Origin of the sequence: Nonomuraea longicatena, assembly GCF_039525605.1 — a bacterium.
GTDB classification, from domain to species: Bacteria; Actinomycetota; Actinomycetes; order Streptosporangiales; family Streptosporangiaceae; genus Nonomuraea; species Nonomuraea longicatena.
The window spans coordinates 79,340-104,741 of sequence record NZ_BAAAHQ010000031.1; the positions used below are offsets into that span (position 1 = coordinate 79,340).

The window sequence follows — 25,402 nt, forward strand, 5'->3', positions numbered from 1 at the left end:
GCCCCCCTCCTGGACGCCGACGGCCGGCCGCTGCCGCGCGGCGGCGCCGCCCTGGCCCGCCTCGACCGCATCGAGATCGGCGGCCTCGACGCCCGCGTCAAGGACGTCGAGATGCTCATCGCCTGCAACCCGTTCAACGTGCTGTGCGGCCCGCGCGGCGTGGCCCGGGTGTTCGGCCCGCAGAAGGGCGCGAGCCCCGAGCAGGTCGAGCAGCTCGCCGCCGCCCTCGAACGCTGGGCGCACGTCATCGAACGCGACCTCGGCGCCACCGGCCTGCGCACCGCGCCGGGCAGCGGCGCCTCCGGCGGGCTCGGCGCGGGCCTGGCCGCGCTCGGCGGCAGGCTGCTGCCCCGCTTCGACGTCCTGCTCGACCACGCCGACCTCGACAGCAAGATCGCCGAAGCCGACCTCGTCATCACTGCGGAGGGCTCGATCGACTACCAGACGCCCGAGGGGAAGATCCCGGCCGAGGTGGCCAGGAGGGCCAAGATGTACGGCAAGCCCGTCCTCGCCCTCGCGGGCACGATCGGCACCGGCGCCCACCACGTGCACGCCGCGGGCATCGACGCCTACGAGAGCATCCTGCCCCGGCCGATGAAGCTGGCCGAGGCCATCGACGGCGGCGAGGAGTTCCTCGTCGGATCCGCCGAACGGGCGCTGCGCATGATCCTGCTGGGCACCCGCCTGGCCCACCTGCCCGAGATGGCCGGAGCGTCCAGAAGCCGGTGATCGGCGAGCGGTGTCGCGTATGGTGATCCTCGTCATAGGACCGCCACCGGAATCGAGGACCGCCGATGCCCACCGCCACCTCCGCCGACGGCACCCGGATCGCCTACGACCGCGCCGGATCCGGTCCCGCCGTCATCCTGATCGGCGGCGCCACCGCCACCCGGGGCCTGAACGTGCCGCTGACCGAGGCCCTGTCCGAGCACTTCACCGTCCTCAACTACGACCGGCGGGGGCGCGGCGACAGCGACGACCGCAGCGCCCCCTCGGCGTTCGACGTCGAGCGCGAGCTGGAGGACCTGGCCGCGCTGATCGAGGCCGGCGGCGGTGTGGCCCACCTGTTCGGCATCTCCTCCGGCGGCGCGCTGGCGCTGGAGGCCGCCTCGGCCGGGCTGCCCGTCGCCAAGGTCGCCGTCTACGAGGTGCCCTACAACCTCGCGCCGGAGCAGCCCGGCATCCACCGCGAGTACGTCAGGACACTCGGCGGCCAGCTCGCCGAGGGCAGGCAGGGCGACATGATGGCCACGTTCCTGCGCACCGTCGGCGCCCCGGACGAGGCCGTCGAGCAGATGCGGCAGTCGCCGATGTGGCCCGCCTTCGAGGCCGTCGCGCCCACCCTCCTCTATGACGCCGCCGCGCTCGGCACCGGGCAGCCCGACCCCGCCCGGCTCGCCCAGATCAAGGCGCCGCTCCGCGTGATCACCGGCCTGCCGGGCGACGAGCACGAGGTCGGCGGCGTCGAGTTCTTCGAGTCGGCCGCGCGCGCGATCGTCGCGGCCGTCCCCGGCAGCGACCACGTCCGGCTGCCCGGCCAGACCCACGACGTGGCCGCCGAGGCGATCGCCCCGCTCCTCGTCGACTTCTACACCCGATGAGGTACCCGCCCAAGCCCGCGCCCGGCGACCGGGTCGCCGTCCTGTCCCCGGCCGCCGGGCTGCCGGGAGTGTTCCCGCTGCCCTTCGAGGCCGGGCTGCGCGTCCTGCGCGACGACTTCGGCCTGGTACCGGTGGAATACCCCACCACCCGGGTCATGGGCGCCTCCCCCTCCGCCCGAGCCGCCGACCTCACCGCCGCCTTCGCCGACCCCACGATCAAGGCGGTCATCGCCAGCATCGGCGGCGACGACCAGATCACCGTCATCCCCCATCTGGACGACGAGGTGATCCGCGCCAACCCCAAGCCGTTCTTCGGCTCCAGCGACAACACCAACCTGCTGGCGCACCTGTGGAGTCTCGGCCTCGTCGGCTACCACGGGGGCGGGGTGATGCAGCACCTGGGGCGGTCCGGCGGCATGCATCCCCTGACCGAGGAGTCCCTGCGGGCCGCCCTGTTCACCTCCGGTTCGTTCCGGCTGCGCGAGAGCGGCTCCTTCAGCGACGTCGACATGGACTGGGCCGATCCGGACTCCTTCACCGCGCCGCCGCCCGCCACGCCGTCCGAGGGCTGGGTCTGGCACCGGCCGGAACAGGTGGTCGAGGGCCCCTCCTGGGGCGGCGATCTGGAGATCCTTTCCTGGCTGCTCGCGGCCGGGCGCGACGTGCGCGGCGTCGAGGAGCGCTCGGACCTGGTGCTGTTCCTGGAGACCAGCGAGGAACTGCCGTCGGCTACCGAGGTGTTCCGCATGCTGCGCAACATGGGGGAGCGGGGGCTGCTGGCCCGCTTCCCGGCGATCCTGTGGGGCCGGCCCAAGGCGTGGTCGTTCGACCGCCCCGGCGATCTCGCCGAGCGGGCGGAGTATGCGAAGCAGCAGCGGGCGGCCGTGCTGCGGGTCCTGGAGACGTACGCACCGGAGGCCATGGTGGTCTTCGACGTGGATCTCGGGCACACCGATCCGCAACTGGTGATCCCGTACGGCGGCACCGTCCGCGTGGACGGGCCCAGCAGGAGCATCACCGTCGACTATTGAGGATCAGTGGTCGCGCCGCAGGCGCTTGACGTCTGAGCGGGCCTTCTTGGCCGCCAGCCGCCGTTCGACCGAGCCCCTGGTCGGCTTGGTCGCGCGGCGGCGCTTCGGCGGCGGCGCGATGGCCTCCCGCAGCCGCTGCGCCAGGCGCTCGCCCGCGGCGGCGCGGTTGCGCAGCTGCGAACGGTGCTCGGAGGCGGCGATCGAGATCAACGGCCCGCCCAGGCGGCCCAGCGCCCGCTCCTTGAGCTCGGGCGGCAGCGCGGTCGTGGCCGACAGGTCGAAGACGAGCTCCACGCGGCTGTCGGTCGTGTTGACGCCCTGTCCTCCCGGACCGGACGAACGCGAGAATCGCCACGTGAGCTCGGCGTCTGGGATGACGACCGAGTCGGTGACGAACAACATGGCGGGAACTCCTCGCGCGCTGGGACCTGGCCCGTTCACGGTACCCCCGGGACCAACGCCGGCGGCAACAGGATTAATCCAAATGCAAGCCACTCGTGCCACGATCTTCGGTGACAGGCGAGGTTAGTGGGGGAGGCGAGTGTGACGGCGATCGTCGGCGTGCACGGAATCGGAAAGTACGACTACTACCTGGAGGCCGGGCACTCCGTGGAGGGCGCGGCGGAGGCGATGCGGGTCAAGTGGGACCGCTACCTGCACCGCTCGCTGGCGGTGACGGAGGGAGAGGCGGGCGCGTACGTCGCCGAGATCGCCTACTTCTCCCACCTGCTCAACGAGGTCGAACCGGCCAAGCGGCGCGCGCCGGAGGAGGAGATGGACGGGCCCGCCCAGGAGGTGCTGGCCGGCTGGGCGCGGGAACTCGGCGTGGGCGAACACCTGACGGGGGCGTTGAAGAAGTTCACCGGCTGGCTGCTGGACAAGCTCGACACCCGGGCGGTGGCCTTCGCCCAGATGTTCGCGCCGGAGGTGGCCACCTACCTGACCGACGCGCGCAGGCGGGAGCAGGCGCAGGCGGTGGTGGCGAGCGCGGTCAGGCGCAATCGGCCGCAGGTGGTCATCGCGCACTCGCTCGGCAGCGTCGTCGCCTACGAGACCTTCTGGTCGAACCCGGACCTCAAGGTCGAACTGCTCATCACCCTCGGCAGCCCGCTGGGCATGCGCAACGTCATCTTCGAGCGGCTGCTGCCCACGCCGATCGACGGCAGGGGGGAGCGGCCCGCAGGGGTCGGCCGCTGGGTGAACATCGCCGACAAGCACGACATCGCGGCCATCCCGCCGCTGCTGGACGGCAGCTTCGCCGGCGTGGACGAGGAGCACCTGGTCAACCTCGACTGGATCGACTTCCACACGGCGGGAAAGTACCTGGGCTGCCAGGCGATCTCCGCTCATCTGCGGCCCTATGTGACGGTTCCCGAACCCTTAGTGCTCTGAGGCCCACTTCCGACTCGGTCTCTTACCGCCGTGGGCAGCGGCTCGGTCAAGTCTGGACCGAGCCGCGATCGGCCGTCGTCAGGATGGGGGAACCCGACCGGCGGGCGGAGTGAGGGCCGCGCGCCGCCCCGAGGGAGGCCGAGGGTGGATGAGGCGGAGTGGGTCGCCGTGCACGCCTTCTACCACGACGATCTCGACCACCTGCTGGTGCAGGCCGTGGGCCCGCTGGTCGCCGAACTGGCGGACGAGCGGCTCGCGACGGACTTCTTCTTCGTGCGCGGCTGGGACGGCGGCAACCACCTGCGGCTGCGGGTGCTGCCGGAACCGACGGCGGAACGGGCCGCCGTCGAGGCGCTGGTCGGCCGCCGCCTCGGCGAGTTCTTCACGGCGCGGCCGTCCACGACCCCGGCCAGGCAGGGCGACTACGAGCGCATGGCCGCCCTGCTGGCGCGGTGGGAGCGGGTGCCGCGCTACTCCCGCAGCCTCTACCCGGACAACTCGCTGATGGTCGTGCCATACCGGCGCGGGCGCCGTGGTGCGGCGGCGCGCGCGGTGCGGCGCCACTTCGTGGAGTCCAGCAGGATCGCGCTCGACCTGCTGCTCACCGGTACGGCGCCGCCGCAGCGGGCCGCCGCCGCGTTCGAGATGGCGCTGGTCGCCTGGTTCCACTCCGTCCCCGAACTGCGGCGCCTGGCCGACCTGGTCGCGCGCTCCGACACGGACGCCCGGCAGTGGTGCATCACCGACGCCGACGCCGACGCGGGGGCGGAGCCGGAACGGGCGCGGGCCGTCGCGCTGGCCAGGCGGATCCGGGCGGGCGGCGGCTCGGGGAGGCTGGCGGCGTGGTCGAGGTCCACGACCACGCTGCGCGAGGCCATGACGGCGGCGCCGCCGTACCGGCGCCGGGTGTCGAGCCTGTTCGGCCTGCTCGACCGGTGCGCGCGCCTGGCCTGCAACCGGCTGGGGGTGCCGCTGGTCGAGGAGGAGGCCCTGCGCCGCCTGGCGGCCGAGGCCGTCCTGGCACTGGCGGCGGAGGAGCCGTGACCGGGAAACGCTGTCGATTCGTGCGCGTTGTCGATCGCCGCGACGCAACAATCCGCGACAGCGGGCAGCCGCATCAATGATCTTTCTCGCGCCCCGCCGTCACAGCCAGGCATTTCACCTGAAAGGTTGACACAGCCCCGATAGGTGGCAATTGTTTGACAGGGGGGCGGAGAGTTATCGGAGAATGGTAACTGCAAACGGGGGCCTTGTTGCACAGTCATGCGCTGGGCTGCTTCATCTATCCTCGTGGGGCGATCGTGGGGCGACCCGAGCCAGGACGTGGCAGCCGGAGTTCAGTGGCAGACCTGCTGGAATCCTCGCATTCGGAGATTGGAGCGGCCTACGAACAGGCGCTGAATAACGCGAGCAGTTTACTTTTGCGCAACCCCGAGTTCGCGTCGCAGTTGCGGGCCAGTATGGCCGGTATCGTCGCCGACGTGGTCGACGGGCTGCGTGGCGCGGGCCCGGGGGCGGTCGCCGAAGAGGTGATCCTCAGCATGGAGATCGCCGTCACCAGGGCCCGCCACGGCGTGCACCCGACCGAGTCGCTGCGGGCCGCCGAGATCCTCTTCGAGGTGGTCCTGGGCTGGGTCAACCAGCGGCTCGTCACCGACCACGACGACGCCAGGCAGACGCTGTACGAGGTGTCGCTGCTGCTGAGCAAGAGCATCGCGACGCGCATCAGAGGCGCGTCGAGCTGGTATGCGAGCTTCCTGCTGCAGGAGATCCACCGGGTGCAGTCCGTCGAGCGCGGCCGCATCGCCCGCGAGCTCCACGACCGGGTCAGCTACGGGGTCACCGTCGCCCACCGGCATCTGGACATCCTCGACCACCGCCTTCGGCGCGACCCGGAGGCCGCCCGGCGCAGCATCTCCCTGGCCCGGCTGGCGATGGAGGAGGCCATGGAGTCCCTGCGCAAGCTCATCGGCGACCTGCGCGTGTCGGAGTCGGTGACCAACCTGGAGAAGGCGCTGCAGGCATTCCTGGAGGGGGCCGAGCCGGTGGAGGCGGCCACGTTCCTGTTCATCGACGGCGACGAGAGCTGGGTGGAACCGCACACGCGCGACGAGGTGTTCCTGATCGTCAGGGAGGCGCTGCGCAACGCGCTCGACCACAGCGGGGCCGAACAGGTGCTGGTGCAGATCGTCATCGCGCCCCACGAACTGCGGGCGACGGTGGCCGACGACGGGAAGGGCTTCGCCGCCGAGGGCGCGGAGGACGGCGCCGGCCTGTCGATCATGGCCGAGCGGGCCGCCCTCATCGGCGGCAGCACGCTGGTCTCCAGCCGGATCGGCAAGGGCACGCGCGTGGAGTTGACGGTTCCACTGCTGAGGAACGCACATGCCGGCACCGACTGACCGGATCACGGTCGCCATCGTGGACGACCACACGCTCTTCCGCGTCGGGCTGCGCGAGGTCTTCCACGACCAGGACGACATCGAGGTCGTGGGGGAGGCGGGCGACGGCGCCACCGCCGTCAAACTGGTCGCCGAGCTGCGGCCCGCCATCCTGCTGCTCGACGTGTCGCTGCCCGGCGAGGACGTCACCGTCACCGTCCGGGCCGTGAAGGCGGTCTCACCCGGCACCCGGGTCATCATCGTGAGCATGCAGGACGAGCCCCGGCTGATCCAGGAGCTGGTCGCGCTCGGCGCCCGGGGCTACCTGCTCAAGAGCGCGAGCTGGTCGGAGCTGATGGCGGCGGTCAGGATGGCGCACACGAGTCCCACCCGGGTGCTGCTGTCGATCTCCGCCGGGAGCGTGGCCGGGATGCGCGGCCCCGTGCGCGACGACCGCCCTCCGATCGGCACGCTGTCCGCGCGGGAGATCGAGGTGCTCAGGCTCGCCTCCGGCGCGCTCAGCAACGCGCAGATCGCCGGCCAGCTCCACCTCACGGAGGCGACGGTCAAACGTCATCTGCACAGCATCTTCACCAAGCTCGGCGCGGTCTCCAGGATCGACGCGGTGAGCAAGGCCATCTCGGCCTCGCTCATCCCGAGCTGGACCGACGAATGAGCTCCAGGGGACGGCCGGCGAACCGGGCCTCAGGCCCTTTGGCCGCCACATCGGCCGGCACCGTGGCCGACACCGTGGCCGACACCGTGGCCGACACCGTGGCCGGCCCTGCGGGCAGTTCCGTGGTCAGTACGGCCTGGTGCAGGTCCTGCAGCTCCCGCGACGGGTCGATGCCGAGATCCCGGCTGAGGACCGTCCGCACGTCGCGGTAGGCGTGCAGCGCCTCGCTGCGCCGCCCGCTGCGGCACAGCGCCGAGATGAGCTGGCCGTGGAACCACTCGTGGTGCGGGTACGTCGCGGCCAGCGCCTTCAGCTCGCCGACGAGCTCGCGGTGCCTGCCGAGCATCACGTCGGCCTCGATGCGCAGCTCCAGGGCGCGCAGCCGCTCCTCCTCCAGATGCACCTGGTACGTGCGCAACAGCGGCCCCTGGACGACGTCGGCCAGCACCGGCCCGGTCCACAGCTCCAGCCCCTGGGCCAGTTTGCGCGAAGCCTCGGCGTACCGGCCGTCGGCCAGCGCCCGCCGCCCCTCGCCGAGCAGCCGCTGGAAGACGTGCGCGTCCAGCCGTTCCCCGTCCACCCGCAGGATGTAGCCGAAGGGCCTGGTCACCAGCAGCCCCTGCGGGCTCTCCCGCTCGATGGCCTTCCTGAGCTGGTAGATGTAGGTCTGAGCGGTGCTCAGCGCCGTCTTCGGCGGGTCCTCCTCCCACAGTTCCTCGACCAGCGACCTGAACCCCACGACGCGGCCGGCCCGCGAGAGCAGCAGGGCGAGGACCTGGCAGACCTTGGGTGTGGTCGGAGTGAATTCCCGCGCCCCGTTCATCGCCGTCAGCGCGCCCAGAATCGTGAACCGAATCATTGGCACCTCATTCGTAGCGGAATGCCAAGACCCTAGAAAGGGAGCCGCGCCCGACACAAGACGAACTCATCGAAAGTCCGCGTATACGATCCGGTAGTGCTACATCGTTTCCGGTGGGGATGTAATACTTCCGGACCCCGGTGTTACACCTGCGGCTAACCTACGCAGTACACCTCTTCTCCGCGCGCGGGCGGCGCCCATACGGTCCGGTATATGGGCAACAACATCACGACACCCGCGAGAGGTGTCGTCCTTCGGAGAATTCCCGCCACCGCGGTTTCCGACCTCGTGCACTGCCTGTCCGAAGCCCGCCCGATCGTCCAGGCCATCTTCCTGCTCCGCTTCCTCACCGGCGCGGCGCTCGGCTACACCGCGGGGACCGACATCGCCACCGTCGCGTTCGGCGCCTTCTCCTGGGAGTGCGCGGTCGTTTTCGTGTACCTGCTCAACGGGACGAGCGACGTGCTGGCCGACCGGGTCAACGGCTCCCGTCGGCCCATCGCCTCCGGCGCGCTGCCCAGGCGGACCGCGCTGCGCTACGCCCGGGTGAGCGGGCTGCTGGCGCTGGCCTGCGGGCTCGGCATGGGCGCGGAGTTCTTCGTGGCGGTCGCCGGGTTCCTGGCGCTCGGCTACCTGTACTCGGCGCCGCCGTTCCAGCTCAAGAACAACTCCGGCGCGACGATCGCCGTCGTCGTCCTGGGCGGGCTGATGACCTACCTGGCCGGCTCCGTCAGCGCGGGGGAGGGCGGCGGGCTGCCACAGCTGTTGTGCGCGGTCGCGATGTCGCTGTGGATGGGTCTGGTCGGCGCCGTCACCAAGGACTTCGGCGACGTCGACGGCGACCGCGCGGCCGGTCGCCGTACGGTCGCCGTGCTGCTGGGCGAGCGCGGCGCCAGGCACCTGGTCGCGCTGCTCGCGCCCGTGCTCGGCCTCGCCTTCATGGGCGCCGCCCTGCACCTGGCGCCGGTGCTCGTCGCCGCCGCCTGGGTGACGCTGCTGGGCGCGCTCGTCGTCGCCGGGCTCACGCTGGCTTCGCCGGGCGGCGGCCGGGCGGCGCGGCGGCAGCCGTACCGCGCCTTCATGACCACTCAGTACGGCTCGCACGCCGGGGTGCTGGTCGGCCTGGCCCTGTGAGGGCCGGTCGTGGACCCGGCTCCTTGCCGCCCTGGATCGGGCCTGGAAGAGGGCCTTCTTCAATGGCGGCGACGGTCTCACGAAGCAGAGGTCCGATATGTCCATACAAATGACCACGGAAACTGAAGAGCCCCGGTGGAGCAGGTGTCCGGGATGCGGAAGCCTGCTGTACCTGAAGCGGCTCGCGCGCAACCTCCACGTCTGCCCCGAATGCTCGCACCACTGGCGGCTCAGCGCCCGGCAGCGCATCGCGTCGCTCGCGGACGCGGGCAGCTTCACCGAACTCGACCACGAGACCACCGCGAGGGACGACCCGCTCGGCTTCACCGACCGCCGCCCCTACCCCGACCGGCTGGCGGAGGCCAGGCGTGCGACCGGCGAACACGACGCACTGGTCAGCGGCACCGCGCGGATCGGCGGGCACCCCGTCGTCCTGGCCGTCATGGAATTCGCCTTCATGGGCGGCAGCATGGGCGGCGCCGTCGGCGAACTCGTCGCCCGCGCGGCCGAGCACGCCGAGCGCACCAGGCACCCGCTCGTCGTCGTGTGCGCCTCCGGCGGGGCACGCATGCAGGAGGGCGCGCTGTCGCTGCTGCAGATGGCCAAGACCAGCCAGGCGTTCGCCTGCCTTGCCGAGGCCGGGGTGCTGTCGGTGTGCGTGCTCACGGACCCGACCTTCGGCGGGGTGTCGGCCTCCTTCGCCATGCTCGGCAGCATCGTGATCGCCGAGTCCGGCGCGCTGGTCGGGTTCGCGGGGCCCCGGGTGATCAGGCAGACCATCCGCGAGGAACTGCCCGAGGGCTTCCAGAGCAGCGGCTTCCTGCTGGAGCACGGGCTCGTCGACCGGGTCGAGCCCCGGGCGAACCTGCGCCCGCTGCTGGCCGGGCTGCTGTCGCTGCACGCCCCGGCCGGGCGGGCCGACCCGCTCACCGGGCCCTCCGCCGTCCGGCATCGGAGCGACCGGGGCGCCGACGCCTGGACGGTGGTACGGCTGGCCAGGGACGCCGGCCGCCCGACCACGCTCGACTACCTGCGCGACGCCTTCGACGAGTTCGTCGAACTGCACGGCGACCGCTGGTTCGCCGACGACCCGGCCGTCGTCGCCGGCCTCGCCAGGATCGGCGGCCGTTCCGTCGTGGTCATCGGGCACCAGAAGGGCCACGACACCAGGGAACTGGTGCACCGCAACTTCGGCATGCCGCACCCGGAGGGCTACCGCAAGGCGCTGCGCCTGCTTGAGCACGCCGAGCGCTTCGGCCTGCCGGTCGTCACCCTGGTGGACACACCCGGCGCCTACCCGGGAGTCGAGGCGGAGGAACGCGGCCAGTCCACCGCGATCGCCCAGATGATCAGCCGCTCCAGCAGGCTCGGCGTCCCCGTCGTCGCGGTCGTGACCGGCGAGGGTGGCAGCGGCGGCGCGCTGGCGCTGGCCACCTGCGACCGGCTGCTGATGCTGGAGAACAGCTTCTACTCGGTGATCAGCCCCGAGGGCTGCGCGGCCATCCTGTGGCGGACCTCCGACGCCGCCCTGGCCGCCGCCACCGCACTCAAGATCACCGCCGCCGACCTGCTGGAACTCGGCGTCGCCGACGGGGTGGTGCCGGAACCGCCCGGGGGCGCGCACACCGACCCCGGCGCGGCGGCGGCCGGCCTGCGCAGGGCCGTACTCGAACAGCTCGACGAGCTCGCCGCCCTCGACCAGGCCACCCTGATCGCCACCCGGCACCGGCGCATCCGCCGGATCGGCGGCACGGCCCACCTGCCCGAGGAGGCACGGACCCGATGAACGAGGAACGCAACGGCGTGCAGGACCTGCGCGCGCTGTGGGGCGAGGCCGCCGACCTGGTACGCAGCAGACCCGGCAGACCGAGCCGGATCGCGATCAGGGCCGTCGAGCACGTCGTCGAGATCGAGTGGCCGGGGCGGCAGCAGGAGGAGGAGCCGCCCCGGTCCGCGCCGGGACCGGAGCCCGCCCCCGCGCCGCAGGCCGTCCCCGAGGGCCACGTGGTGGCGGCGCCACTGGTGGGAACGTTCTACCGGGCCCCGCAGCCGGGCGCCGAGCCGTTCGTCCGTGTCGGCGACCTCGTCGGCGTCGGGCAGACGCTGGCGATCGTCGAGGCCATGAAACTGATGAACAAGATCGACGCGGAGGTGGCGGGCCGGGTCGCCGAGATCTACCCCTCCGACGGGGAGCCGGTCCAGTACGACCAGCCCCTCGTGCGCATCGTCCCCGACGGCGACGCGGACTGACGGGAGACGGCGTGTTCAGCAGACTCCTCATCGCCAACCGGGGCGAGATCGCTCTCCGCATCGCCCGCGCCTGCCGCGAGCTGGGCATCGGCGTCGTCGCCGTGTACTCGAGCGCCGACCGGGACTCACCCGTCGTGCGCATGGCCGACCAGGCCGTGCACATCGGCCCGCCGCCGCCCGGCGCCAGCTACCTCAACATCCCCAACATCATCGAGGCCGCCCGCACCACCGGCGCCGACGCCGTCCACCCCGGCTACGGATTCCTGTCGGAGGACCCCGACTTCGCCGAGATCTGCGCCCAGGAGGACCTGGTCTTCGTCGGGCCCCGCCCGGAGGTGATGCAGCGGCTCGGCAACAAGGCCACGGCGCGGGCGCTCATGGCCGAGGCGGGCCTGCCCATGCTGCCCGGCACCATCGAGCCGGTCGCCTCCGTCCGGGAGGGCGCGGCCGTCGCGGCCGAGATCGGCTACCCGGTCATCATCAAGGCCGCGGCGGGCGGCGGCGGGCGCGGCATGGCCGTCGTCCACGAACCAGGGGAGTTCGCCGAGGCGTTCACCGCCACACGGGCGAGCGCGCACGCGGTCTTCCGCGACCCCACCGTCTACGTGGAGCGCTACCTGACCGGCGCCCGCCACGTCGAGGTCCAGATCATGTGCGGCCTCGACGGCGACGGCGTGCACCTGGGCGAGCGCGACTGCTCGATCCAGCGCCGCCACCAGAAGCTCATCGAGGAGACGCCTTGCACCCGCCTGGACGCGGCCGGCCGCGCCCGGATCGGGGAACTTGCCCTGCGCGGCGCGCTGTCGGTCGGCTACAGCGGCGCGGGCACCATGGAGTTCCTCCTCGACGAGGAGGGCCGCTTCTCCTTCATGGAGATGAACACCCGCATCCAGGTCGAGCACCCGGTGACCGAGATGGTCACCGGCCTGGACCTGATCAAGGAGCAGATCCGGGTGGCGGCCGGGCTGCCGCTCTCGCTCAAGCAGGAGGACGTCGTCCTCACCGGGGCCTCCGTCGAGTGCCGCATCAACGCCGAGGACCCCGACCGGGACTTCGCGCCCGCGCCGGGCCCCCTGGAGGTCTTCGAACCGCCGTCCGGCCCGTGGACCCGCGTGGACTCCGGCTACACGGCGGGCATGGAGGTCGGCCCCTACTACGATCCGATGCTCGCCAAGCTCGTCGTGTGGGCGCCCACCCGGGACGAGGCCCTCGACCGGATGGACCGGGCCCTCGCGGAGTTCCGCGTCGAGGGCAGGGGACTGCGCACCACCATCGGCTTCCACCGCGCCGTCATCGCGCACCCGACCTTCCGGGCGGGCGAGCACGACCTGCGCTTCCTGGAACGCCTGCGCGCCGGCGGCGGCCTGTAACCAGGCTGGATCGAGCCTTCACCGGCCGGACCTAGCGTCGTCGCCATGAGGGAATTCACGTTGGCCGAGTTCATCGAGCTCCTGGAGACCCACGCCGGCGAACCGGACGAAGGACGGCTCGACGACAGCGTCGTCGACGTCCTGTTCGAGCAGCTCGGCTACGACTCCGTCGCCCTGCTTGAGGTCCTCAGCCAGATCAGGCACCAGTACGGCATCGACCTCGCCGAGGAGATCCTCGCCGACATGAAGACGCCCAGACAGGCCCTGCACACCATCAACGAGCTCATCAACGCCTGAGGAGGCACCGGTGACCGTGCTCAGCAACGACAAGGACCTCGTCCACAACGACCCCACGAGACTCCACGCCAGGCAGCTGCTGCTGCTGGCCTGCGGCGGCCGGCTCTCGCGCGTGATCCACGTACTGGCCGAACTCGGGGTGGCCGACATCCTCGCCGACGGCCCGCTGCCCGTCGGCACCGTCGCCGAGCGGGCAGGGGCGCACCCGGACGCGCTGTACCGGGTACTGCGCAACGCCGCGTCCGTCGGCGTCTTCGAGGAGGGACCGGGCAAGGTCTTCCGGCTCACGCCGCTGGCCGAGGGACTGCGCTCCGACAACGGCGACGGCGTGCTGCCGCTCGTCAGGTACAACAACCTGGAGCTGACCGCGCGGCCGTACGACGAGATCATGCACAGCGTCCGCACCGGCGAGCCCGCCGTGGAGAAGGCGCTCGGCATGTCCTTCAACGCCTACCTGGAGAAGAACCCCGAGGTCGGGCTGTTCTTCAACGAGTTCATGTCCTTCTGGAGCCGCCAGTTCGTCGAGGAGGAGCTGGAGCAGTACCACTTCGAGCGCTTCACGAGCCTCGCCGACCTCGGCGGCGGCGACGGCTTCTTCCTGGCGCAGGTGCTGCGCCGCAACCCGGGGATGCGCGCCTACCTGACCGACTACCCGGACGAGGTCCGCAAGGCCGGGCAGGTCCTTGCCGAGCACGGGGTCGGGGACCGCGTCACCGTCGAGGGCGGTGACCTGCTGGAGTCGGAGATCGTCCCCGGCTACGACGCCTACCTGTTCAAGGCCGTCCTGCACTGGATGTCGGACGAGAAGGCCGAGCACCTGCTGCGCAAGACCAGGGCGGCGATCGGCGGCAGCGGCGCCCGGCTGCTGGTGTTCGACTCGGTGCTCGCGCCGGACAACGCCTGGGACCACGGCAAGTTCCTCGACGTGGACATGCTGGTGCTCTTCGGCGGGCGCGAGCGCAGCCTCGACGACTGGCGGGCGCTGTTCGCCCGCGCGGGCTTCGAGCTGGTCCGGGAGCCGTCGGTCTACCACTGGACCCTCCTTGAGTGCAAGGCCGTGTGAGCGCCATGACGACCGAGGACTACGGCGCGCACGCGCTCAGGGGGATCCTCACGGCCAACCTGGGCCTGGAGGACGACGTCCTGGATCGTTCCTGGACCGCCTCGCTCACCGACCTGGGCGTGGACTCCATCGGAGTCCTGGAGCTCCAGACCGTGATCGAGCAGAGGTACCGAGTGTCGCTCCCGGAGACCACCGGGGAGCTCAGCCCCGCCGACATCCACGACCTCGTGGCGAATGGAGGATGACCATGTCCGGCAGCACCGACAACTCCGTCTGGATCGCCGCGCCGTTCGACGTCACCTGGAAGATCACCAACGACGTCCGGAACTGGCCGAACCTGTTCACCGAGTACGCCGCGATCGACGTGCTGGAGGAGCAGGGCGACACCGTGACCTTCCGGCTGACCATGGTGCCCGACCCCGACGGCTCCGTCTGGAGCTGGGTCAGCAGGCGCACCAGCGACAGGACGGGCAGAAACGCCTCCGCCCACCGCGTCGAGACCGGGCCCTTCGAGTACATGAAGATCAGGTGGGACTACGCCGAGGAGGACGGCGGCACCCGGATGCGCTGGCGGCAGGAGTTCGCCGTCAAGCCCGAGGCCCCCTTCGACCTGGTCTCCATCACCGACCGCATCAACCGCAACACCCTCATCCAGATGGCGGTCATCAAGGAGAAGGTCGAAAAAGCGGCCGCCGCGTGACGCCGAGCACGGGCCTTCGGCGGCGAGCCGCCGAAGGCCCCGGCAGGAGACTTCCATGACAACGCATCGCACCCTGTACGACTGGTTCGCCGCCGCCGCGGCGCGGCACCCCACGCGCCCCGCCCTGCGGACCTCGGCCGGCACACTCACCTACGCCGAACTGGAGGAGCACGCCGCACTGCTGGCCGAACGGCTGGTCGCCGCCTGCGGCACCGCCCCCGCCACCGTCGCGCTGCACGCCACCCGGCAGGCCGCCGCCTACGCCGGATACCTCGCCGCCCAGCGCGCCGGCGCGGTGGTGGTGCCGCTCAACCCGGCCTGGCCGCAGGCGCGCAACGAGGAGATCACCGCCGCCTCGGGCGCCGACGCCGTCATCACCGGCACGGGCGAGGTCGCAGGCCGGAACGGCACGGCCGAGCGCCGCGACAGCATCGCCTACATCCTGTTCACCTCCGGCTCGACCGGCACCCCGAAAGGCGTGCCGATCAGCCACGCCAACGTGTCCGCCTACCTGTCCCACGTCATCCCGCGCTACGGGCTCGGACCCGGCAGCAGACTCACGCAGACCTTCGACCTGACCTTCGACCTGTCGGTCTTCGACCTGTTCGCGGCCTGGGGATCCGGCGCCGAACTCGTCGTGCCCACCCGGGGCGACCTGTTGGCCCCCGCCAGGTTCGCCGCCAGGGAGCGCATCACCCACTGGTTCTCCGTGCCCTCGCTCGTGTCGGTGGCCGTCCAACTCGGCCGCCTGCCCGAGGGCAGCCTGCCGGAGCTGCGATGGAGCCTGTTCTGCGGCGAACGGCTCACCCTCGACCAGGCCCGTGCCTGGCGGGCGGCCGCGCCGCACTCGGTCATCGAGAACCTGTACGGCCCGACGGAACTCACCCTGAGCTGCACCCAGTACCGGCTCCCCGAGCAGGTGGAGCACTGGCCCGCGCCCGCCGACGGCGGCGTCCCGATCGGCACCCTCTACCCGGGCCACGAGGAACTGGTGATCGACGCCGACGGCCGCCCCGCGGACCAGGGTGAACTGTGCGTGCGCGGGCCGCAGCGCTTCGACGGCTACCTGGACCCGGCCGACAACGCCGGGCGCTTCGTCGCCTTCGACGGCACCCGCGCGAGCGTCTGCGGCGACCTGCCGTCCGCCCCGCCCGGCCTCTGGTACCGCACCGGAGACCTGGTCCGCAGGGACGGCGGCGCCCTCGTCCACCTCGGCCGCCTGGACCACCAGGTGAAGATCCAGGGCTACCGCGTCGAACTCGGCGAGATCGAGACCGTCCTGCGCGCCCAGCCCGGCGTCGTCGAGGCGGTCGTGGTGCCCATGTCGAACGGCGCCGGCCGCACCTGGCTGGCGGCCGTCCACACCGGCGCGGACGCCGCCGGCGAGCCGGAACTGCGTGCGGCGCTGCGCTCCCGCCTGCCCGGCCACCTGGTGCCGCGTACCTTCACCCGGCTGGACCGGCTGCCGCTCAACACCAACCGCAAGATCGACCGCTCGGCCATCATCGAGCTCCTGGAGGACGGACATGCAGCGGGCACTCCTCGTCATGAAGATGAGTCCGGGCGACGCGCCCCACGTGGCGCGGGCGTTCGCTGACCACGACCGTTCGAGCCTGCCCACCGACATCGGGGCAGTGCGCCGCACCCTGTTCAGCTACCACGGCCTGTACTTCCACCTGGTCGAGGCGCCCGACACCCTCGACGGCGACCTCATGGACCGCATCTACGCCTGGCGCGCCCACCCGGTCTTCGCCGAGACCGCCGAGCGGGTCAAGCCGTACCTGAGCCCGTACGTCCCGACGTGGCAGGGGCCGAGAGACTCCCGCGCCACCGAGTTCTACTGCTGGGAAGCGGAGTGATCATGGATCGCAGGCAGCTTTTCGCGATGATGAAGGCATACCACCGGACGAGCCTGCTGCGCGCCGCCGTGGACCTCGACGTCTTCACGCACCTGGCCGACGGGCCCGCGGCGCCCGGCGAGGTGGCCGTGCGCGTCGGCGCCGACGCCCGGGGCACCCGTATCCTGCTCAACGCGCTGGCCGCCGTGCGCCTCGCCGAGACCGACGGCACCCGCTTCTGGCTCACCGAAGCCCACGCCGACCTGCTCGTCCCCGGCCGGCCCGGCTACGCGGCCGGCATGGTGCACGTCTTCGCCGGCGACCGGGAGTGGGAGGCGCACCGGCGCATCGCCGAGGCCGTACGGCACGGCGGGTCCGTGCTCGCCGAGAACGCGGAGACCGCCGGGTACGCCTTCTGGGAGGACTTCGCCCGCCACGCCGACGTGGTCGCCGAGCCGACGGCGGAACTGCTGGCCGACACCCTCAAACCGTGGGCGACGGACCGGGCGGAACTGGACGTGCTCGACGTGGCCTGCGGCCACGGCATCTACGGCTACACCGCCGCCAAGCGCTACCCGCAGGCCCGCGTGTGGTCGCTGGACTGGGCGAACGTGCTGGACGAGGCGCACAAGCACGCCGTCAGGCTGGGTGTCGCCGACCGGGTCGAGCGCATCGCGGGCGACATGTTCGACACGCCGCTCGGCGGACCGTACGACCTGGTGCTGGTCACGAACGTGCTGCACCACTTCTCCGCCGAGCGCGCCGCCGAACTGCTGGCGCGGGCCGCGTCGGTCCTCAAACCGGACGGCCGGCTCGGCATCGTGGGCTTCACCACCTCCGGCCGGACACCCGCGCAGGACCCCGCCCCCTACCTGTTCGACCTGCTCATGCTCGCCTGGACCGCCCAGGGCGAGGTGCACTCCGAGCAGACCTACGAGCGGCTGCTGGCCGAGGCCGGACTGCGGATCATCGCCAACGAGCCGGTGGACCGGCCCGGCATCGACTTCCACGTGCTGCTGGCCGGGAGGGCGGCATGAGCGCCCGCAAGGTCTCGCTGGGCGACGTCGCGCCGACCAAACGGTTCGGCTGCGACATCAGGGCACTGCTGACGCCCGCGCGCGTGGGCTCCACCTCGGGCTTCCTCGGCACGATGAGCCTCGCGCCGGGCGAGATCGTGGCCGCCCACTACCACCCGTACTCCGATGAGTTCTGGTTCGTCGCCGAGGGCCGCCTGACGGTCCGCATCGGCGGCGAGGAACTGGCCGCCGCGCAGGGCGACGCCCTGTTCGTGCCGCGCGGCACGGAGCACCGGATCGAGAACACCGGCGAGCGGCCGGCGCTCGTGGTCTTCCAGATCGCGCCGCTCGCCCCCAGCCCCGAACTGGGGCACGTGGACGTGGAGCCGATGCCGTTCCCGGCCGCGCCCCCGCCGTCAGTGGGAGGATGATCGTGAGAAGGGCAGTCATCACCGGAATCGGCATGTGCGTCCCCGGCGGCGTCGGCCGCAAGGAGTTCTGGGAGTTCATCACCTCCGGCCGCACCGCCACCCGGCCGATCTCCCTGTTCGACGCCAGCCGCTTCCGCTCGCGCCTCGCGGCCGAGGTCGACTGGGACCCGCTCGCCGAGGGCTTCACCGAGCACGAGGTCGCCCGGTACGACCGGGTGCTGCAGTTCGCGCTCCACTCGCTGCGCGAGGCACTGGAGGACAGCGGCCTGTCCGGCTCGCCGGCCGCCCCCGAGCGGACCGGAGTGGCGGTCGGCACCGCCATCGGCGCCACCATGAGCCTGGACCGGCAGTACGCGGCCACCAGCCACCTGGGCGAGCGCTGGCTGGTCGACCACACCCGCGCCGATCCGTGGCTCTTCGACTACTTCGTGCCCAGCTCGATGGCCAGGGAACTGGCCTGGCGGGCGGGCGCGGAGGGCCCGGCCACCGTCGTCTCGACCGGCTGCACGTCGGGCATGGACTCGGTCGGCTACGCCCTGGAGCTGATCAGGGAGGGCTCGGCAGACGTCGTGATCACGGGAGCCTCCGACGCCCCGATCTCCCCGATCACCTCCGCCTGCTTCGACGCCATCAAGGCCACGACCCCGCGCAACGACGACCCGGAGCGCGCCTGCCGCCCTTTCGACATCACCCGCGACGGGTTCGTGCTCGGCGAGGGCGCGGCGATCATCGTCCTGGAGGAGTACGAGCACGCCCGCAGGCGGGGCGCGCACGTCTACGCCGAGGTCGCCGGATTCGCCACCCGGTGCAACGCCCACCACATGACCGGACTGCGGGCCGATGGCGCGGAGATGGCCGAGGCGATCACCGTGTCCATGGCCCAGGCCAGGGTGAACCCGGAGGACTTCGGCTACATCAGCGCCCACGGCTCCGGCACCAGGCAGAACGACCTGCACGAGACCGCCGCGTTCAAGAAGGCGCTCGGCGCCGCCGCCTACGGTGTGCCGATCAGCTCGATCAAGGCGGCGATCGGCCACGCGCTCGGCTCGGTCGGCTCCATCGAACTGGCCGCCTGCGCGCTGGCCATCGAGCACGGCGTCGTACCGCCCACGGCCACGCTGCACGATCCCGACCCGCAGTGCGACCTCGACTACACGCCGAGGGTGGCGAGGCAGGCGCGCGTCGACGTGGCGCTCAGCGTCGCCAGCGGGTTCGGCGGCTTCCAGAGCGCGGCGGTACTGCGCGGCCCGAGGGGGCGGGCGGCATGAGCGGCGGCGCGACGGTGGTCACCGGACTCGGCGTGGTGGCGCCCAACGGGCTGGGCCTGGAAGCGTACTGGCAGGCCACCCTCGCCGGGCGCACCGGCCTGCGCCGTCTCACCCGCTTCGACCCCGACCGCTATCCCGTACGGCACGGCGGCGAGGTGCTCGACTTCGCGCCCCGGCCGGTCGTGCCGGGACGGCTGGTCCCGCAGACCGACCGGGTCACCCAGTTCTCGCTGGCCGCGACCGCGTGGGCGCTGGAGGACGCCGTCTTCGACCCCGGCGCGCTCGGCGTCTACGACGTGGGCGTCGTCACCTCCAACGCCTGCGGCGGCTACGAGTTCGGCCACCGGGAGCTGCGCAAACTGTGGAGCGAGGGCCCGCACCGGGTCAGCCCCTACCAGTCGTTCGCCTGGTTCTACGCCGTGAACACCGGGCAGCTCTCGCTGCGGCACGACGTCAGAGGCCACAGTTCCGTGCTCGTCACCGAGCAGGCGGGCGGCCTCGACGCGCTCAACCACGCCCGCCGCCTGCTCCGCAACGGGACGCTCAAGGCGGCGATCACCGGCGGGATGGAGGCCCCGTTGTGCCCGTGGGGGCTGACCGGGCAGATACCGACCGGCCGTCTCAGCCGCGAGGGCGCCTACCTGCCCTTCACCCGAGGCGCCTCCGGCTACCTGCCCGGCGAGGGCGGGGCCATGCTGCTGCTGGAGGAGGCCGGGCTCGCCCGCGAGCGCGGTGCCCGCGTGTACGGCGAACTGGCCGGGTACGCGGCCACGTTCGACCCCGCGCCCGGCACCGGGCGGCCGTCGGCGCTGCCGCGCGCCATCCTCGGTGCGCTGGCCGAGGCGGGGCTGGAGCCCGCCGACGTCGACGTGGTCCTGGCCGACGCGGGCGGCCTGCCCGAACTCGACGCGGCCGAGGCCGAGGCGGTCCGCGCGGTCTTCGGCCCGCGCGGCGTGCCCGTGGCCGCGCCCAAGAGCCTCACCGGGCGTCTCTACTCGGGCGGCGGGCCGCTGGACGTCGCCGCCGCCCTGCTGATGATCCGCGACGGCGTGGTCCCGGCCGTGCCGTACGGGGGAGAGGTCCCCGAGGAGTACGGGATCGACCTGGTCGCAGGTACGCCCCGGCGCCTGCCGGTGCGCAACACCCTCGTCATCGCCCGAGGCAACGGGGGCTTCAACTCGGCCCTCGTGGCGCGGGCCGCCTAACCAAGGAGCCGTCATGGCAGACATCGAGGTATCCGTCCTGGTCGTCGGAGGCGGGCTGAACGGCCTGGCCACCGCCCTGTTCCTGAGCCGGCAGGGCGTGGACGTCCACCTGGTCGAACGCAACAGCACGACGGCGCGGCTGCTGCGCGCTGCGGGCGTCAGCGCCCGCACGATGGAGCTGTTCCACAGCGTCGGGCTGGAGCCGGAGATCCGCGCGCGCGGCCTGCGGCTGGTGCCGGGCGAGCACTGGACGCAGCCCAACTCTCCGGCCGACCTGCTGCCGAGGGCCATCCTCGGCGCCAAGCGCCTGTCCGACATCGGTGACGGCCGCGCCTTCGTCATGGAGGAGGGCACGGTCGAGGTGGCCGACGCCAGTCCCATGGAGCCCGCCTGGTGCGGCCAGGACCGGCTGGAGCCGCTGATGGTCGGCGAGGCGACCCGGCGGGGCGCCCGCGTCGAGTTCGGCACGGAGCTGGTCTCCTTCGAGCAGGACCCGGACGGGGTGGACGCCGTCATCCGGGACACCGCCACGGGCGAACGGCGCAGCGTCAGGGCCCGCTACCTGATCGCCGCGGACGGCGTGAGCAGTCCCGTCCGCGAGTCCCTGGGGATCACCCGCTCGGGCAACGGCACCATCGGCCACGTGCTCAGCATCCTGTTCGAGGCCGACCTGGACGCCGTCGTCGACGGGCGCAGGTTCCTCATCGCCTACCTGCTCAACGAGGCCGCGGGACTGCTGCACCGCTTCGACGCCACCCGCTGGGTGTTCGGCCTGTTCTTCGACCCCGAACGGCACGCCGGGGCCGAGACGTCGAAGGACAAGGCGCTGGAACTGCTGCGCACGGCGCTGGGCGAGCCGGACCTGTCCGCCGACATCCAGCTCGTCAACCGCTGGCGGCTGGCCCACGAGGTCGCTGACGCCTACCGCTCTGGCCGGGTCTTCCTGGTCGGCGACGCCTGCCACGTGCACCCGCCGGCGGGCGGCTACGGGGCCAACTCCGGCATGCAGGACGCCCACAACCTGGCCTGGAAGCTCGCCGCCGTACTGCGTGGCTGGGCGGGGGACGGCCTGCTCGACACCTACGAGCAGGAGCGACACCCGGTGGGCAGGGCGACCGCCGACCAGGCGTGGATCCGCCAGACCACGCGCAGCGAGGGCGACGGCGGGCATCCCGACCTGCGGAACTCCACGGTGATCAGCACCGGCTACCGCTACCCCGAGGGCGCGTTCGAGGGCGAGAAGGGCGGTGAGCCCCTGGAAGGGGAGCTGCGCATCGACGGCCGTCCCGGGATGCGGGTGCCGCACGTGTGGCTGGAGCGCGACGGCGCCAAGGTGTCCACGGTCGAACTGGCGACGGACACGTTCGTGCTGCTGGCGGCGCAGGACGGCGGCGCCTGGGCCGAGGCCGCGCGGGCGGCGGGGGCGGCGCTCGGCCTGCCGCTCACCGTGCACCGGGTCGGCGGCGACCTGGCGGACGCCGAGGGCCGCTTCTGCGAGCTCACCGGCCTGACCTCGCAGGGGGCGCTGCTGGTGCGCCCGGACGGGTTCGTCGCCTGGCGCTCGCCTGGCGCCGGAGACCGGCCGGAGGACCTGCTGCGCACGGTCCTCGGCCGGATCACCGCGCGAGACCGGGAGGTGTGACGATGGCCACCATCTCGACGGCCGGCGGCCACTACACGCTGATCAACGTCTTCCGGGTGGCTCCGGAGAACCAGCGGCGCATGTACGACATCATCCTGGAGGCCACCGGCGTGATCACCGCATTTCCCGGCTATGTGTCGGCGAACGTGCACCTCAGCGACGACGGCACCCGGGTGGTGAACTACGCGCAGTGGCGCAGCAAGGCGGACTTCGAGGCCATGCGCGCCCATCCCGCGGTCCAGGAGCACTTCGCGGCCTGCAGGGCGCTGGCGGAGATCGAGCCCATCTTCTGCCGCGTCGCCTACACGCACGAGGTCTGATGTTATGGTGAGTGTCCACCAAGTGGTTGGTTGAACATCATGGAGGAGCCCTTGAATTCCGGAAGCAGGCAACAGGCGCTGGTCGAGGCCGCCTTCAACTGCATCGCCGCCCGAGGGTTCGAAGGGCTCCGCCTCCGCGAGGTCGCCAAGGAGGCCGGCATCGACCACTCGACGCTCCACCACTACTTCCCGACCAAGGAGGACCTGGTGGCCGCGGTGGTCGAGCACGCCACCCGCCAGTTCTGGAAGACGATGCCGCCCCAGCCCAGCGCCGCCGCCACGGTCAGGTACCACCTGGCGGTGCTGGCCGACATGATCCGTGCCCGTCCCGAACTGTTCGCCGTCCTGCGCGAGCTGGACCTGCGGGCCGCGAGGGACGCGCGGATCGCCGAGGTGGTCACGCGCAGCGAGCGCGGCTGGCACGAGGCCCTGCGCGGGGTGCTCGCCGAAGCCCTGCCCGGCGCCGACGTGGCCGCCACCGCCGACCTGGTCATCTCCGTCGCCCGGGGCGTCAGCCTCGCCCCCGACCAGGCGCCCGCCGTTTTCGCCCAGCTCGAAGTGCTGCTCGACCTGACCGACTGACACCTGACGAAGGAGTGCATCGTGCCGGCGGAAGCGATCGTCTACGCACGACTCCAGTTCGCGCTGACCGCCATCGCGCACTGGCTGTTCGTCGCTCTCACGCTCGGCCTCGTCACCTACGTTGTGATCATCCAGACGATCTGGACGGTCACCGGCAACCCCCGCTATGAGCGGATGACGAGGTTCTTCGGCCAGCTCTACCTGATCAACTACGCCCTCGGCATCGCCACGGGCATCGTGATGGAGTTCCAGCTCGGCCTCAACTGGAGCGGGCTGACCAAGGTCGTCGGCAGCGTCTTCGGCGCCCCCCTGGCGATCGAGACCCTGGTGGCGTTCTTCCTGGAGTCCACCTTCCTCGGCATCTGGATCTTCGGCTGGAACCGGCTCGGCAAACGCCTGCACCTGGCCATGATCTGGCTCACCGCGATCAGCGCCTGGATGTCGGTCATCTGGGTCCTCATGGCCAACTCCTTCCTGCAGCACCCCGTCGGACACGCCTCCGCCGCCAACGGGCGCTTAGTCCTGTCCGACTTCGCCGAGTTCGTCGGCAACCCCAACTTCTGGCACGCCGTACCGCACGCCGCGGCGGCGGCGATGACCACCGGCGCGTTCTTCGTCGCCGGGGTCAGCGCCTGGCACCTGCGGCGGCTGCCGGCGGGCCACCCCGACCGGGCGGCGTTCATGTTCACGCTGCGGCTGGCCGTCTACAGCGCGCCCGTCTTCGTCTTCGTCACCGCGTTCATGGGCGGCAACCTGCTCGACGTCATCAACGTCGAGCAGCCCATCAAGGGCGCCCTGGCCGACAACGACCTGGCCCTGGCCGCCCGGCTCCAGGAGGAGATGGCCGCCCGGCACGGCCCCGGCGAGTACATCCCGGTCCACGAGTTCATCTACGTCACCCGCACGGTCATGATCTGGTCGGCCATCACCATGCAGGCCCTGGCCGTCGTCACCGCCCTCATGACCGTCAAGGACGCGCTGCTCACCCGCTTCGCCTGGATGCTGCGGATCCTCCCGTGGCTCATCCCGGTGCCGTTCCTCGCCGGTACGGCCGGCTGGCTGTTTCGCGAGGTGGGCCGCCAGCCCTGGGTCGTCTACGAGATCCTCAAGACCGAGGACGCCATCAGCCCCGGGCTGACCGGCGGCACCCTGCTGGCCTCGCTCATCATCTTCACCCTCGTCGTCGGCACCCTCGCCGTCACCGACTGGCGGCTGCTGACCAGGTTCGCCCGGCGCGGCCCCGACGGCGCCCACCTCGGCTCCGCCGGACAGGAGTCCGGCGCCGACGAGCAGACCCCCGCCACCACCGGAGGCCGACTGTGAACTGGCACACCGCCTGGCTCGTCCTCACCGCGCTGATGTTCGCCGGCTACCTCGTCACCGAGAGCCGCAGCATCGGCATCGGGCTCGTCCTGCCCGTCCTGGGCCGGAACGACGACGACACGGACGCGGTCGTCGGCACCGTCGGCCCGTACTTCCTCGGCAACGAGGTCTGGATCGTCTCCGTCATGGGCCTGCTCATCGGCGGCTTCCCGATCTTCGAGGGGACGCTGCTGTCCGGGCTCTTCCCGCTGTTCGCCGCGTTCGTGCTGGGGATGGTGGTGCGCGGCGCCGCCGTCCACTTCCGCCGCCGCCACCCGTCGCCGCGCTGGCGGCACGGCTGGAGTGCCGCCCTCACCGGCGCCAGCCTGGTGCTCGCGCTGGCGCTGGGCCTGATCGGCGCCGCGCTGCTCCACACCCTGCCCCTGCGGCCGGACGGGGTGCTGCCGCTCACGTTCTCGGCGCTGTTCACCCCGTTCGGGCTGGTCTGCGGGCTCACCTCGGTGTTGTTCTTCGCGCTGCGCGGAGCGGCGTTCGCCGCGAGCAGGACCCGGGGGCCGCTGGCCGAGCGGTCGATCCGGCTGGCGAGCCTGCTCACCAGACTCGCGCTGGCCTCGGCGTTCGCCGCGTTCGTCGTGGGGCTGCTGACGAGCGACGTGCGCGCCTCCGTGCAGCAGCCGGTCGCCGTCTACGCGCTGGCGGGCGCGGTCGCCGTGGCGCTGGTGGGCTGCGACGTCCTCGCGATGCGGCATGCGGCCAGGCCCGCACTCGCCCTGTCGGCCGTCGTCCTGCTCGCCGCCGCTGCCGCCGTCGCCGTCGGGCGGCTGCCGTACCTGATCGTCTCCGGGTACGGCGAGGCCGCGGGCATGACCGTGGCGGAGGGCAGCGCGGACCCGGCCGTACTGGCGCCGTTGTTCTGGGTCGTCGCCGTGCTCATGCCGCTGCTGGCCGCCCTGCAGTGGTGGGCCGGGCGGCTGTATCGGCAGGTCAGGACCGGCGCGCGCGCCTACTTCTAGAAGGGACGGG

General features: G+C 72.0%; 28 protein-coding genes. 26 read left to right on the plus strand and 2 right to left on the minus strand.

The genetic code is table 11. From position 1 onward, the window contains the following. The first annotated feature begins 51 nt into the window (after nucleotides 1-51). The 3 genes from ABD120_RS26665 to ABD120_RS26675 all read left to right on the plus strand — a co-directional run bounded on the left by ABD120_RS26665 (nucleotide 52) and on the right by ABD120_RS26675 (nucleotide 2,632). Entirely contained in the window at nucleotides 52-729 is a 678-nt protein-coding gene (locus ABD120_RS26665; RefSeq protein ID WP_343952893.1) for a glycerate kinase, read from the plus strand. Nucleotides 730-794: 65 nt separating this feature from the next. After that, entirely contained in the window at nucleotides 795-1,601 is an 807-nt protein-coding gene (locus tag ABD120_RS26670; RefSeq protein WP_343952821.1) for an alpha/beta fold hydrolase, read from the plus strand. After that, nucleotides 1,598-2,632: a S66 family peptidase gene (locus ABD120_RS26675; RefSeq protein WP_343952822.1), complete on the plus strand. Its 1,035-nt coding sequence runs from the start codon at nucleotides 1,598-1,600 to the stop codon at nucleotides 2,630-2,632. Before ABD120_RS26670 ends, ABD120_RS26675 begins: the two co-directional genes overlap by 4 nt. A 3-nt stretch (nucleotides 2,633-2,635) precedes the next feature. Here the strand turns inward: ABD120_RS26675 and arfB are convergent, their stop codons facing one another. Further along, the gene (gene arfB, locus ABD120_RS26680; protein ID WP_343952823.1) at nucleotides 2,636-3,034 is read right to left on the minus strand and encodes an alternative ribosome rescue aminoacyl-tRNA hydrolase ArfB; all 399 of its coding nucleotides are present in this window, start codon (nucleotides 3,032-3,034) and stop codon (nucleotides 2,636-2,638) included. Between the two features lie 141 nt (nucleotides 3,035-3,175). On the opposite strand from arfB, the gene ABD120_RS26685 reads away from it, so the two are divergent. The 4 genes from ABD120_RS26685 to ABD120_RS26700 all read left to right on the plus strand — a co-directional run bounded on the left by ABD120_RS26685 (nucleotide 3,176) and on the right by ABD120_RS26700 (nucleotide 7,081). Then, on the plus strand, nucleotides 3,176-4,024 hold the full coding sequence (locus ABD120_RS26685) for an alpha/beta hydrolase family protein (protein ID WP_343952824.1): 849 nt from the start codon (nucleotides 3,176-3,178) through the stop codon (nucleotides 4,022-4,024). Nucleotides 4,025-4,168: 144 nt separating this feature from the next. Next, complete coding sequence (locus ABD120_RS26690; protein ID WP_343952825.1) at nucleotides 4,169-5,068, plus strand: lantibiotic dehydratase C-terminal domain-containing protein; 900 nt, start codon at nucleotides 4,169-4,171, stop codon at nucleotides 5,066-5,068. Nucleotides 5,069-5,445: 377 nt separating this feature from the next. Then, nucleotides 5,446-6,426 carry a sensor histidine kinase gene (locus ABD120_RS26695; RefSeq protein ID WP_343952826.1) on the plus strand — a complete coding sequence of 327 codons (981 nt, stop codon included), beginning with the start codon at nucleotides 5,446-5,448 and terminating at the stop codon, nucleotides 6,424-6,426. Next, the gene (locus tag ABD120_RS26700) at nucleotides 6,410-7,081 is read left to right on the plus strand and encodes a response regulator (RefSeq protein ID WP_343952827.1); all 672 of its coding nucleotides are present in this window, start codon (nucleotides 6,410-6,412) and stop codon (nucleotides 7,079-7,081) included. The genes ABD120_RS26695 and ABD120_RS26700 overlap by 17 nt, the downstream gene beginning before the upstream one ends. On the opposite strand, the gene ABD120_RS26705 is transcribed toward ABD120_RS26700, so the two are convergent. After that, complete coding sequence (locus tag ABD120_RS26705; RefSeq protein WP_343952828.1) at nucleotides 7,056-7,940, minus strand: AfsR/SARP family transcriptional regulator; 885 nt, start codon at nucleotides 7,938-7,940, stop codon at nucleotides 7,056-7,058. The genes ABD120_RS26700 and ABD120_RS26705 overlap by 26 nt on opposite strands. 213 nt (nucleotides 7,941-8,153) lie before the next feature. Between ABD120_RS26705 and ABD120_RS26710 the strand changes: the two genes are divergently transcribed. The 19 genes from ABD120_RS26710 (at nucleotide 8,154) to ABD120_RS26800 (ending at nucleotide 25,392) form a co-directional block, all read left to right on the plus strand. After that, the gene (locus tag ABD120_RS26710) at nucleotides 8,154-9,074 is read left to right on the plus strand and encodes a UbiA family prenyltransferase (protein WP_343952829.1); all 921 of its coding nucleotides are present in this window, start codon (nucleotides 8,154-8,156) and stop codon (nucleotides 9,072-9,074) included. Nucleotides 9,075-9,171: 97 nt separating this feature from the next. Beyond that, on the plus strand, nucleotides 9,172-10,860 hold the full coding sequence (locus tag ABD120_RS26715; RefSeq protein ID WP_343952830.1) for an acetyl-CoA carboxylase carboxyltransferase subunit alpha: 1,689 nt from the start codon (nucleotides 9,172-9,174) through the stop codon (nucleotides 10,858-10,860). After that, a complete protein-coding gene (gene accB, locus ABD120_RS26720) occupies nucleotides 10,857-11,324 on the plus strand; it encodes an acetyl-CoA carboxylase biotin carboxyl carrier protein (protein WP_343952831.1) in 468 nt (155 codons plus the stop codon). The genes ABD120_RS26715 and accB overlap by 4 nt, the downstream gene beginning before the upstream one ends. An 11-nt stretch (nucleotides 11,325-11,335) precedes the next feature. Next, nucleotides 11,336-12,694, plus strand: coding sequence for an acetyl-CoA carboxylase biotin carboxylase subunit (locus tag ABD120_RS26725; RefSeq protein ID WP_343952832.1), 1,359 nt, complete (start codon nucleotides 11,336-11,338; stop codon nucleotides 12,692-12,694). 45 nt (nucleotides 12,695-12,739) lie between these two features. Next, nucleotides 12,740-12,991, plus strand: a complete 252-nt coding sequence (locus ABD120_RS26730) for an acyl carrier protein (protein ID WP_343952833.1) — start codon at nucleotides 12,740-12,742, stop codon at nucleotides 12,989-12,991. 10 nt (nucleotides 12,992-13,001) lie between these two features. Continuing rightward, nucleotides 13,002-14,054: a methyltransferase gene (locus tag ABD120_RS26735; RefSeq protein WP_343952834.1), complete on the plus strand. Its 1,053-nt coding sequence runs from the start codon at nucleotides 13,002-13,004 to the stop codon at nucleotides 14,052-14,054. Between the two features lie 5 nt (nucleotides 14,055-14,059). Beyond that, nucleotides 14,060-14,299 carry an acyl carrier protein gene (locus ABD120_RS26740; protein WP_343952835.1) on the plus strand — a complete coding sequence of 80 codons (240 nt, stop codon included), beginning with the start codon at nucleotides 14,060-14,062 and terminating at the stop codon, nucleotides 14,297-14,299. A gap of 2 nt (nucleotides 14,300-14,301) precedes the next feature. After that, entirely contained in the window at nucleotides 14,302-14,754 is a 453-nt protein-coding gene (locus ABD120_RS26745) for an SRPBCC family protein (RefSeq protein ID WP_343952836.1), read from the plus strand. A gap of 55 nt (nucleotides 14,755-14,809) precedes the next feature. Beyond that, on the plus strand, nucleotides 14,810-16,351 hold the full coding sequence (locus tag ABD120_RS26750) for an AMP-binding protein (RefSeq protein ID WP_343952837.1): 1,542 nt from the start codon (nucleotides 14,810-14,812) through the stop codon (nucleotides 16,349-16,351). Continuing rightward, on the plus strand, nucleotides 16,302-16,613 hold the full coding sequence (locus tag ABD120_RS26755; protein WP_343952838.1) for a TcmI family type II polyketide cyclase: 312 nt from the start codon (nucleotides 16,302-16,304) through the stop codon (nucleotides 16,611-16,613). Before ABD120_RS26750 ends, ABD120_RS26755 begins: the two co-directional genes overlap by 50 nt. 2 nt (nucleotides 16,614-16,615) lie before the next feature. Beyond that, complete coding sequence (locus ABD120_RS26760) at nucleotides 16,616-17,629, plus strand: class I SAM-dependent methyltransferase (protein ID WP_343952839.1); 1,014 nt, start codon at nucleotides 16,616-16,618, stop codon at nucleotides 17,627-17,629. Further along, nucleotides 17,626-18,039, plus strand: a complete 414-nt coding sequence (locus tag ABD120_RS26765) for a cupin domain-containing protein (protein ID WP_343952840.1) — start codon at nucleotides 17,626-17,628, stop codon at nucleotides 18,037-18,039. Before ABD120_RS26760 ends, ABD120_RS26765 begins: the two co-directional genes overlap by 4 nt. Then, nucleotides 18,036-19,307, plus strand: a complete 1,272-nt coding sequence (locus ABD120_RS26770; RefSeq protein WP_425564039.1) for a beta-ketoacyl-[acyl-carrier-protein] synthase family protein — start codon at nucleotides 18,036-18,038, stop codon at nucleotides 19,305-19,307. The genes ABD120_RS26765 and ABD120_RS26770 overlap by 4 nt, the downstream gene beginning before the upstream one ends. Further along, nucleotides 19,304-20,512 carry a ketosynthase chain-length factor gene (locus ABD120_RS26775; RefSeq protein WP_343952841.1) on the plus strand — a complete coding sequence of 403 codons (1,209 nt, stop codon included), beginning with the start codon at nucleotides 19,304-19,306 and terminating at the stop codon, nucleotides 20,510-20,512. Before ABD120_RS26770 ends, ABD120_RS26775 begins: the two co-directional genes overlap by 4 nt. Nucleotides 20,513-20,525: 13 nt before the next feature. Beyond that, nucleotides 20,526-22,154 (plus strand): FAD-dependent oxidoreductase, encoded by a 1,629-nt coding sequence (locus ABD120_RS26780; protein ID WP_343952842.1) that lies wholly within the window; start codon nucleotides 20,526-20,528, stop codon nucleotides 22,152-22,154. A gap of 2 nt (nucleotides 22,155-22,156) precedes the next feature. Continuing rightward, entirely contained in the window at nucleotides 22,157-22,474 is a 318-nt protein-coding gene (locus ABD120_RS26785) for an antibiotic biosynthesis monooxygenase family protein (protein WP_343952843.1), read from the plus strand. 51 nt (nucleotides 22,475-22,525) lie between these two features. Beyond that, nucleotides 22,526-23,056 (plus strand): TetR/AcrR family transcriptional regulator, encoded by a 531-nt coding sequence (locus ABD120_RS26790; protein WP_343952844.1) that lies wholly within the window; start codon nucleotides 22,526-22,528, stop codon nucleotides 23,054-23,056. Between the two features lie 21 nt (nucleotides 23,057-23,077). Then, on the plus strand, nucleotides 23,078-24,379 hold the full coding sequence (locus tag ABD120_RS26795; RefSeq protein ID WP_343952845.1) for a cytochrome ubiquinol oxidase subunit I: 1,302 nt from the start codon (nucleotides 23,078-23,080) through the stop codon (nucleotides 24,377-24,379). Further along, nucleotides 24,376-25,392, plus strand: coding sequence for a cytochrome d ubiquinol oxidase subunit II (locus ABD120_RS26800; protein WP_343952846.1), 1,017 nt, complete (start codon nucleotides 24,376-24,378; stop codon nucleotides 25,390-25,392). Before ABD120_RS26795 ends, ABD120_RS26800 begins: the two co-directional genes overlap by 4 nt. Nucleotides 25,393-25,402: the final 10 nt, after the last annotated feature.

What these genes read in the sequence shown, in the direction of transcription:
- ABD120_RS26670 (WP_343952821.1), top strand. Translation starts at nt 795, where the DNA reads ATGCCCACCGCCACCTCCGCCGACGGCACCCGGATCGCCTACGACCGC.
- ABD120_RS26675 (WP_343952822.1), top strand. Translation starts at nt 1,598, where the DNA reads ATGAGGTACCCGCCCAAGCCCGCGCCCGGCGACCGGGTCGCCGTCCTG.
- arfB (WP_343952823.1), bottom strand. Translation starts at nt 3,034, where the DNA reads ATGTTGTTCGTCACCGACTCGGTCGTCATCCCAGACGCCGAGCTCACG.
- ABD120_RS26700 (WP_343952827.1), top strand. Translation starts at nt 6,410, where the DNA reads ATGCCGGCACCGACTGACCGGATCACGGTCGCCATCGTGGACGACCAC.
- ABD120_RS26705 (WP_343952828.1), bottom strand. Translation starts at nt 7,940, where the DNA reads ATGATTCGGTTCACGATTCTGGGCGCGCTGACGGCGATGAACGGGGCG.
- ABD120_RS26710 (WP_343952829.1), top strand. Translation starts at nt 8,154, where the DNA reads ATGGGCAACAACATCACGACACCCGCGAGAGGTGTCGTCCTTCGGAGA.
- ABD120_RS26715 (WP_343952830.1), top strand. Translation starts at nt 9,172, where the DNA reads ATGTCCATACAAATGACCACGGAAACTGAAGAGCCCCGGTGGAGCAGG.
- accB (WP_343952831.1), top strand. Translation starts at nt 10,857, where the DNA reads ATGAACGAGGAACGCAACGGCGTGCAGGACCTGCGCGCGCTGTGGGGC.
- ABD120_RS26730 (WP_343952833.1), top strand. Translation starts at nt 12,740, where the DNA reads ATGAGGGAATTCACGTTGGCCGAGTTCATCGAGCTCCTGGAGACCCAC.
- ABD120_RS26740 (WP_343952835.1), top strand. Translation starts at nt 14,060, where the DNA reads ATGACGACCGAGGACTACGGCGCGCACGCGCTCAGGGGGATCCTCACG.
- ABD120_RS26745 (WP_343952836.1), top strand. Translation starts at nt 14,302, where the DNA reads ATGTCCGGCAGCACCGACAACTCCGTCTGGATCGCCGCGCCGTTCGAC.
- ABD120_RS26750 (WP_343952837.1), top strand. Translation starts at nt 14,810, where the DNA reads ATGACAACGCATCGCACCCTGTACGACTGGTTCGCCGCCGCCGCGGCG.
- ABD120_RS26755 (WP_343952838.1), top strand. Translation starts at nt 16,302, where the DNA reads ATGAAGATGAGTCCGGGCGACGCGCCCCACGTGGCGCGGGCGTTCGCT.
- ABD120_RS26760 (WP_343952839.1), top strand. Translation starts at nt 16,616, where the DNA reads ATGGATCGCAGGCAGCTTTTCGCGATGATGAAGGCATACCACCGGACG.
- ABD120_RS26765 (WP_343952840.1), top strand. Translation starts at nt 17,626, where the DNA reads ATGAGCGCCCGCAAGGTCTCGCTGGGCGACGTCGCGCCGACCAAACGG.
- ABD120_RS26770 (WP_425564039.1), top strand. Translation starts at nt 18,036, where the DNA reads ATGATCGTGAGAAGGGCAGTCATCACCGGAATCGGCATGTGCGTCCCC.
- ABD120_RS26775 (WP_343952841.1), top strand. Translation starts at nt 19,304, where the DNA reads ATGAGCGGCGGCGCGACGGTGGTCACCGGACTCGGCGTGGTGGCGCCC.
- ABD120_RS26780 (WP_343952842.1), top strand. Translation starts at nt 20,526, where the DNA reads ATGGCAGACATCGAGGTATCCGTCCTGGTCGTCGGAGGCGGGCTGAAC.
- ABD120_RS26785 (WP_343952843.1), top strand. Translation starts at nt 22,157, where the DNA reads ATGGCCACCATCTCGACGGCCGGCGGCCACTACACGCTGATCAACGTC.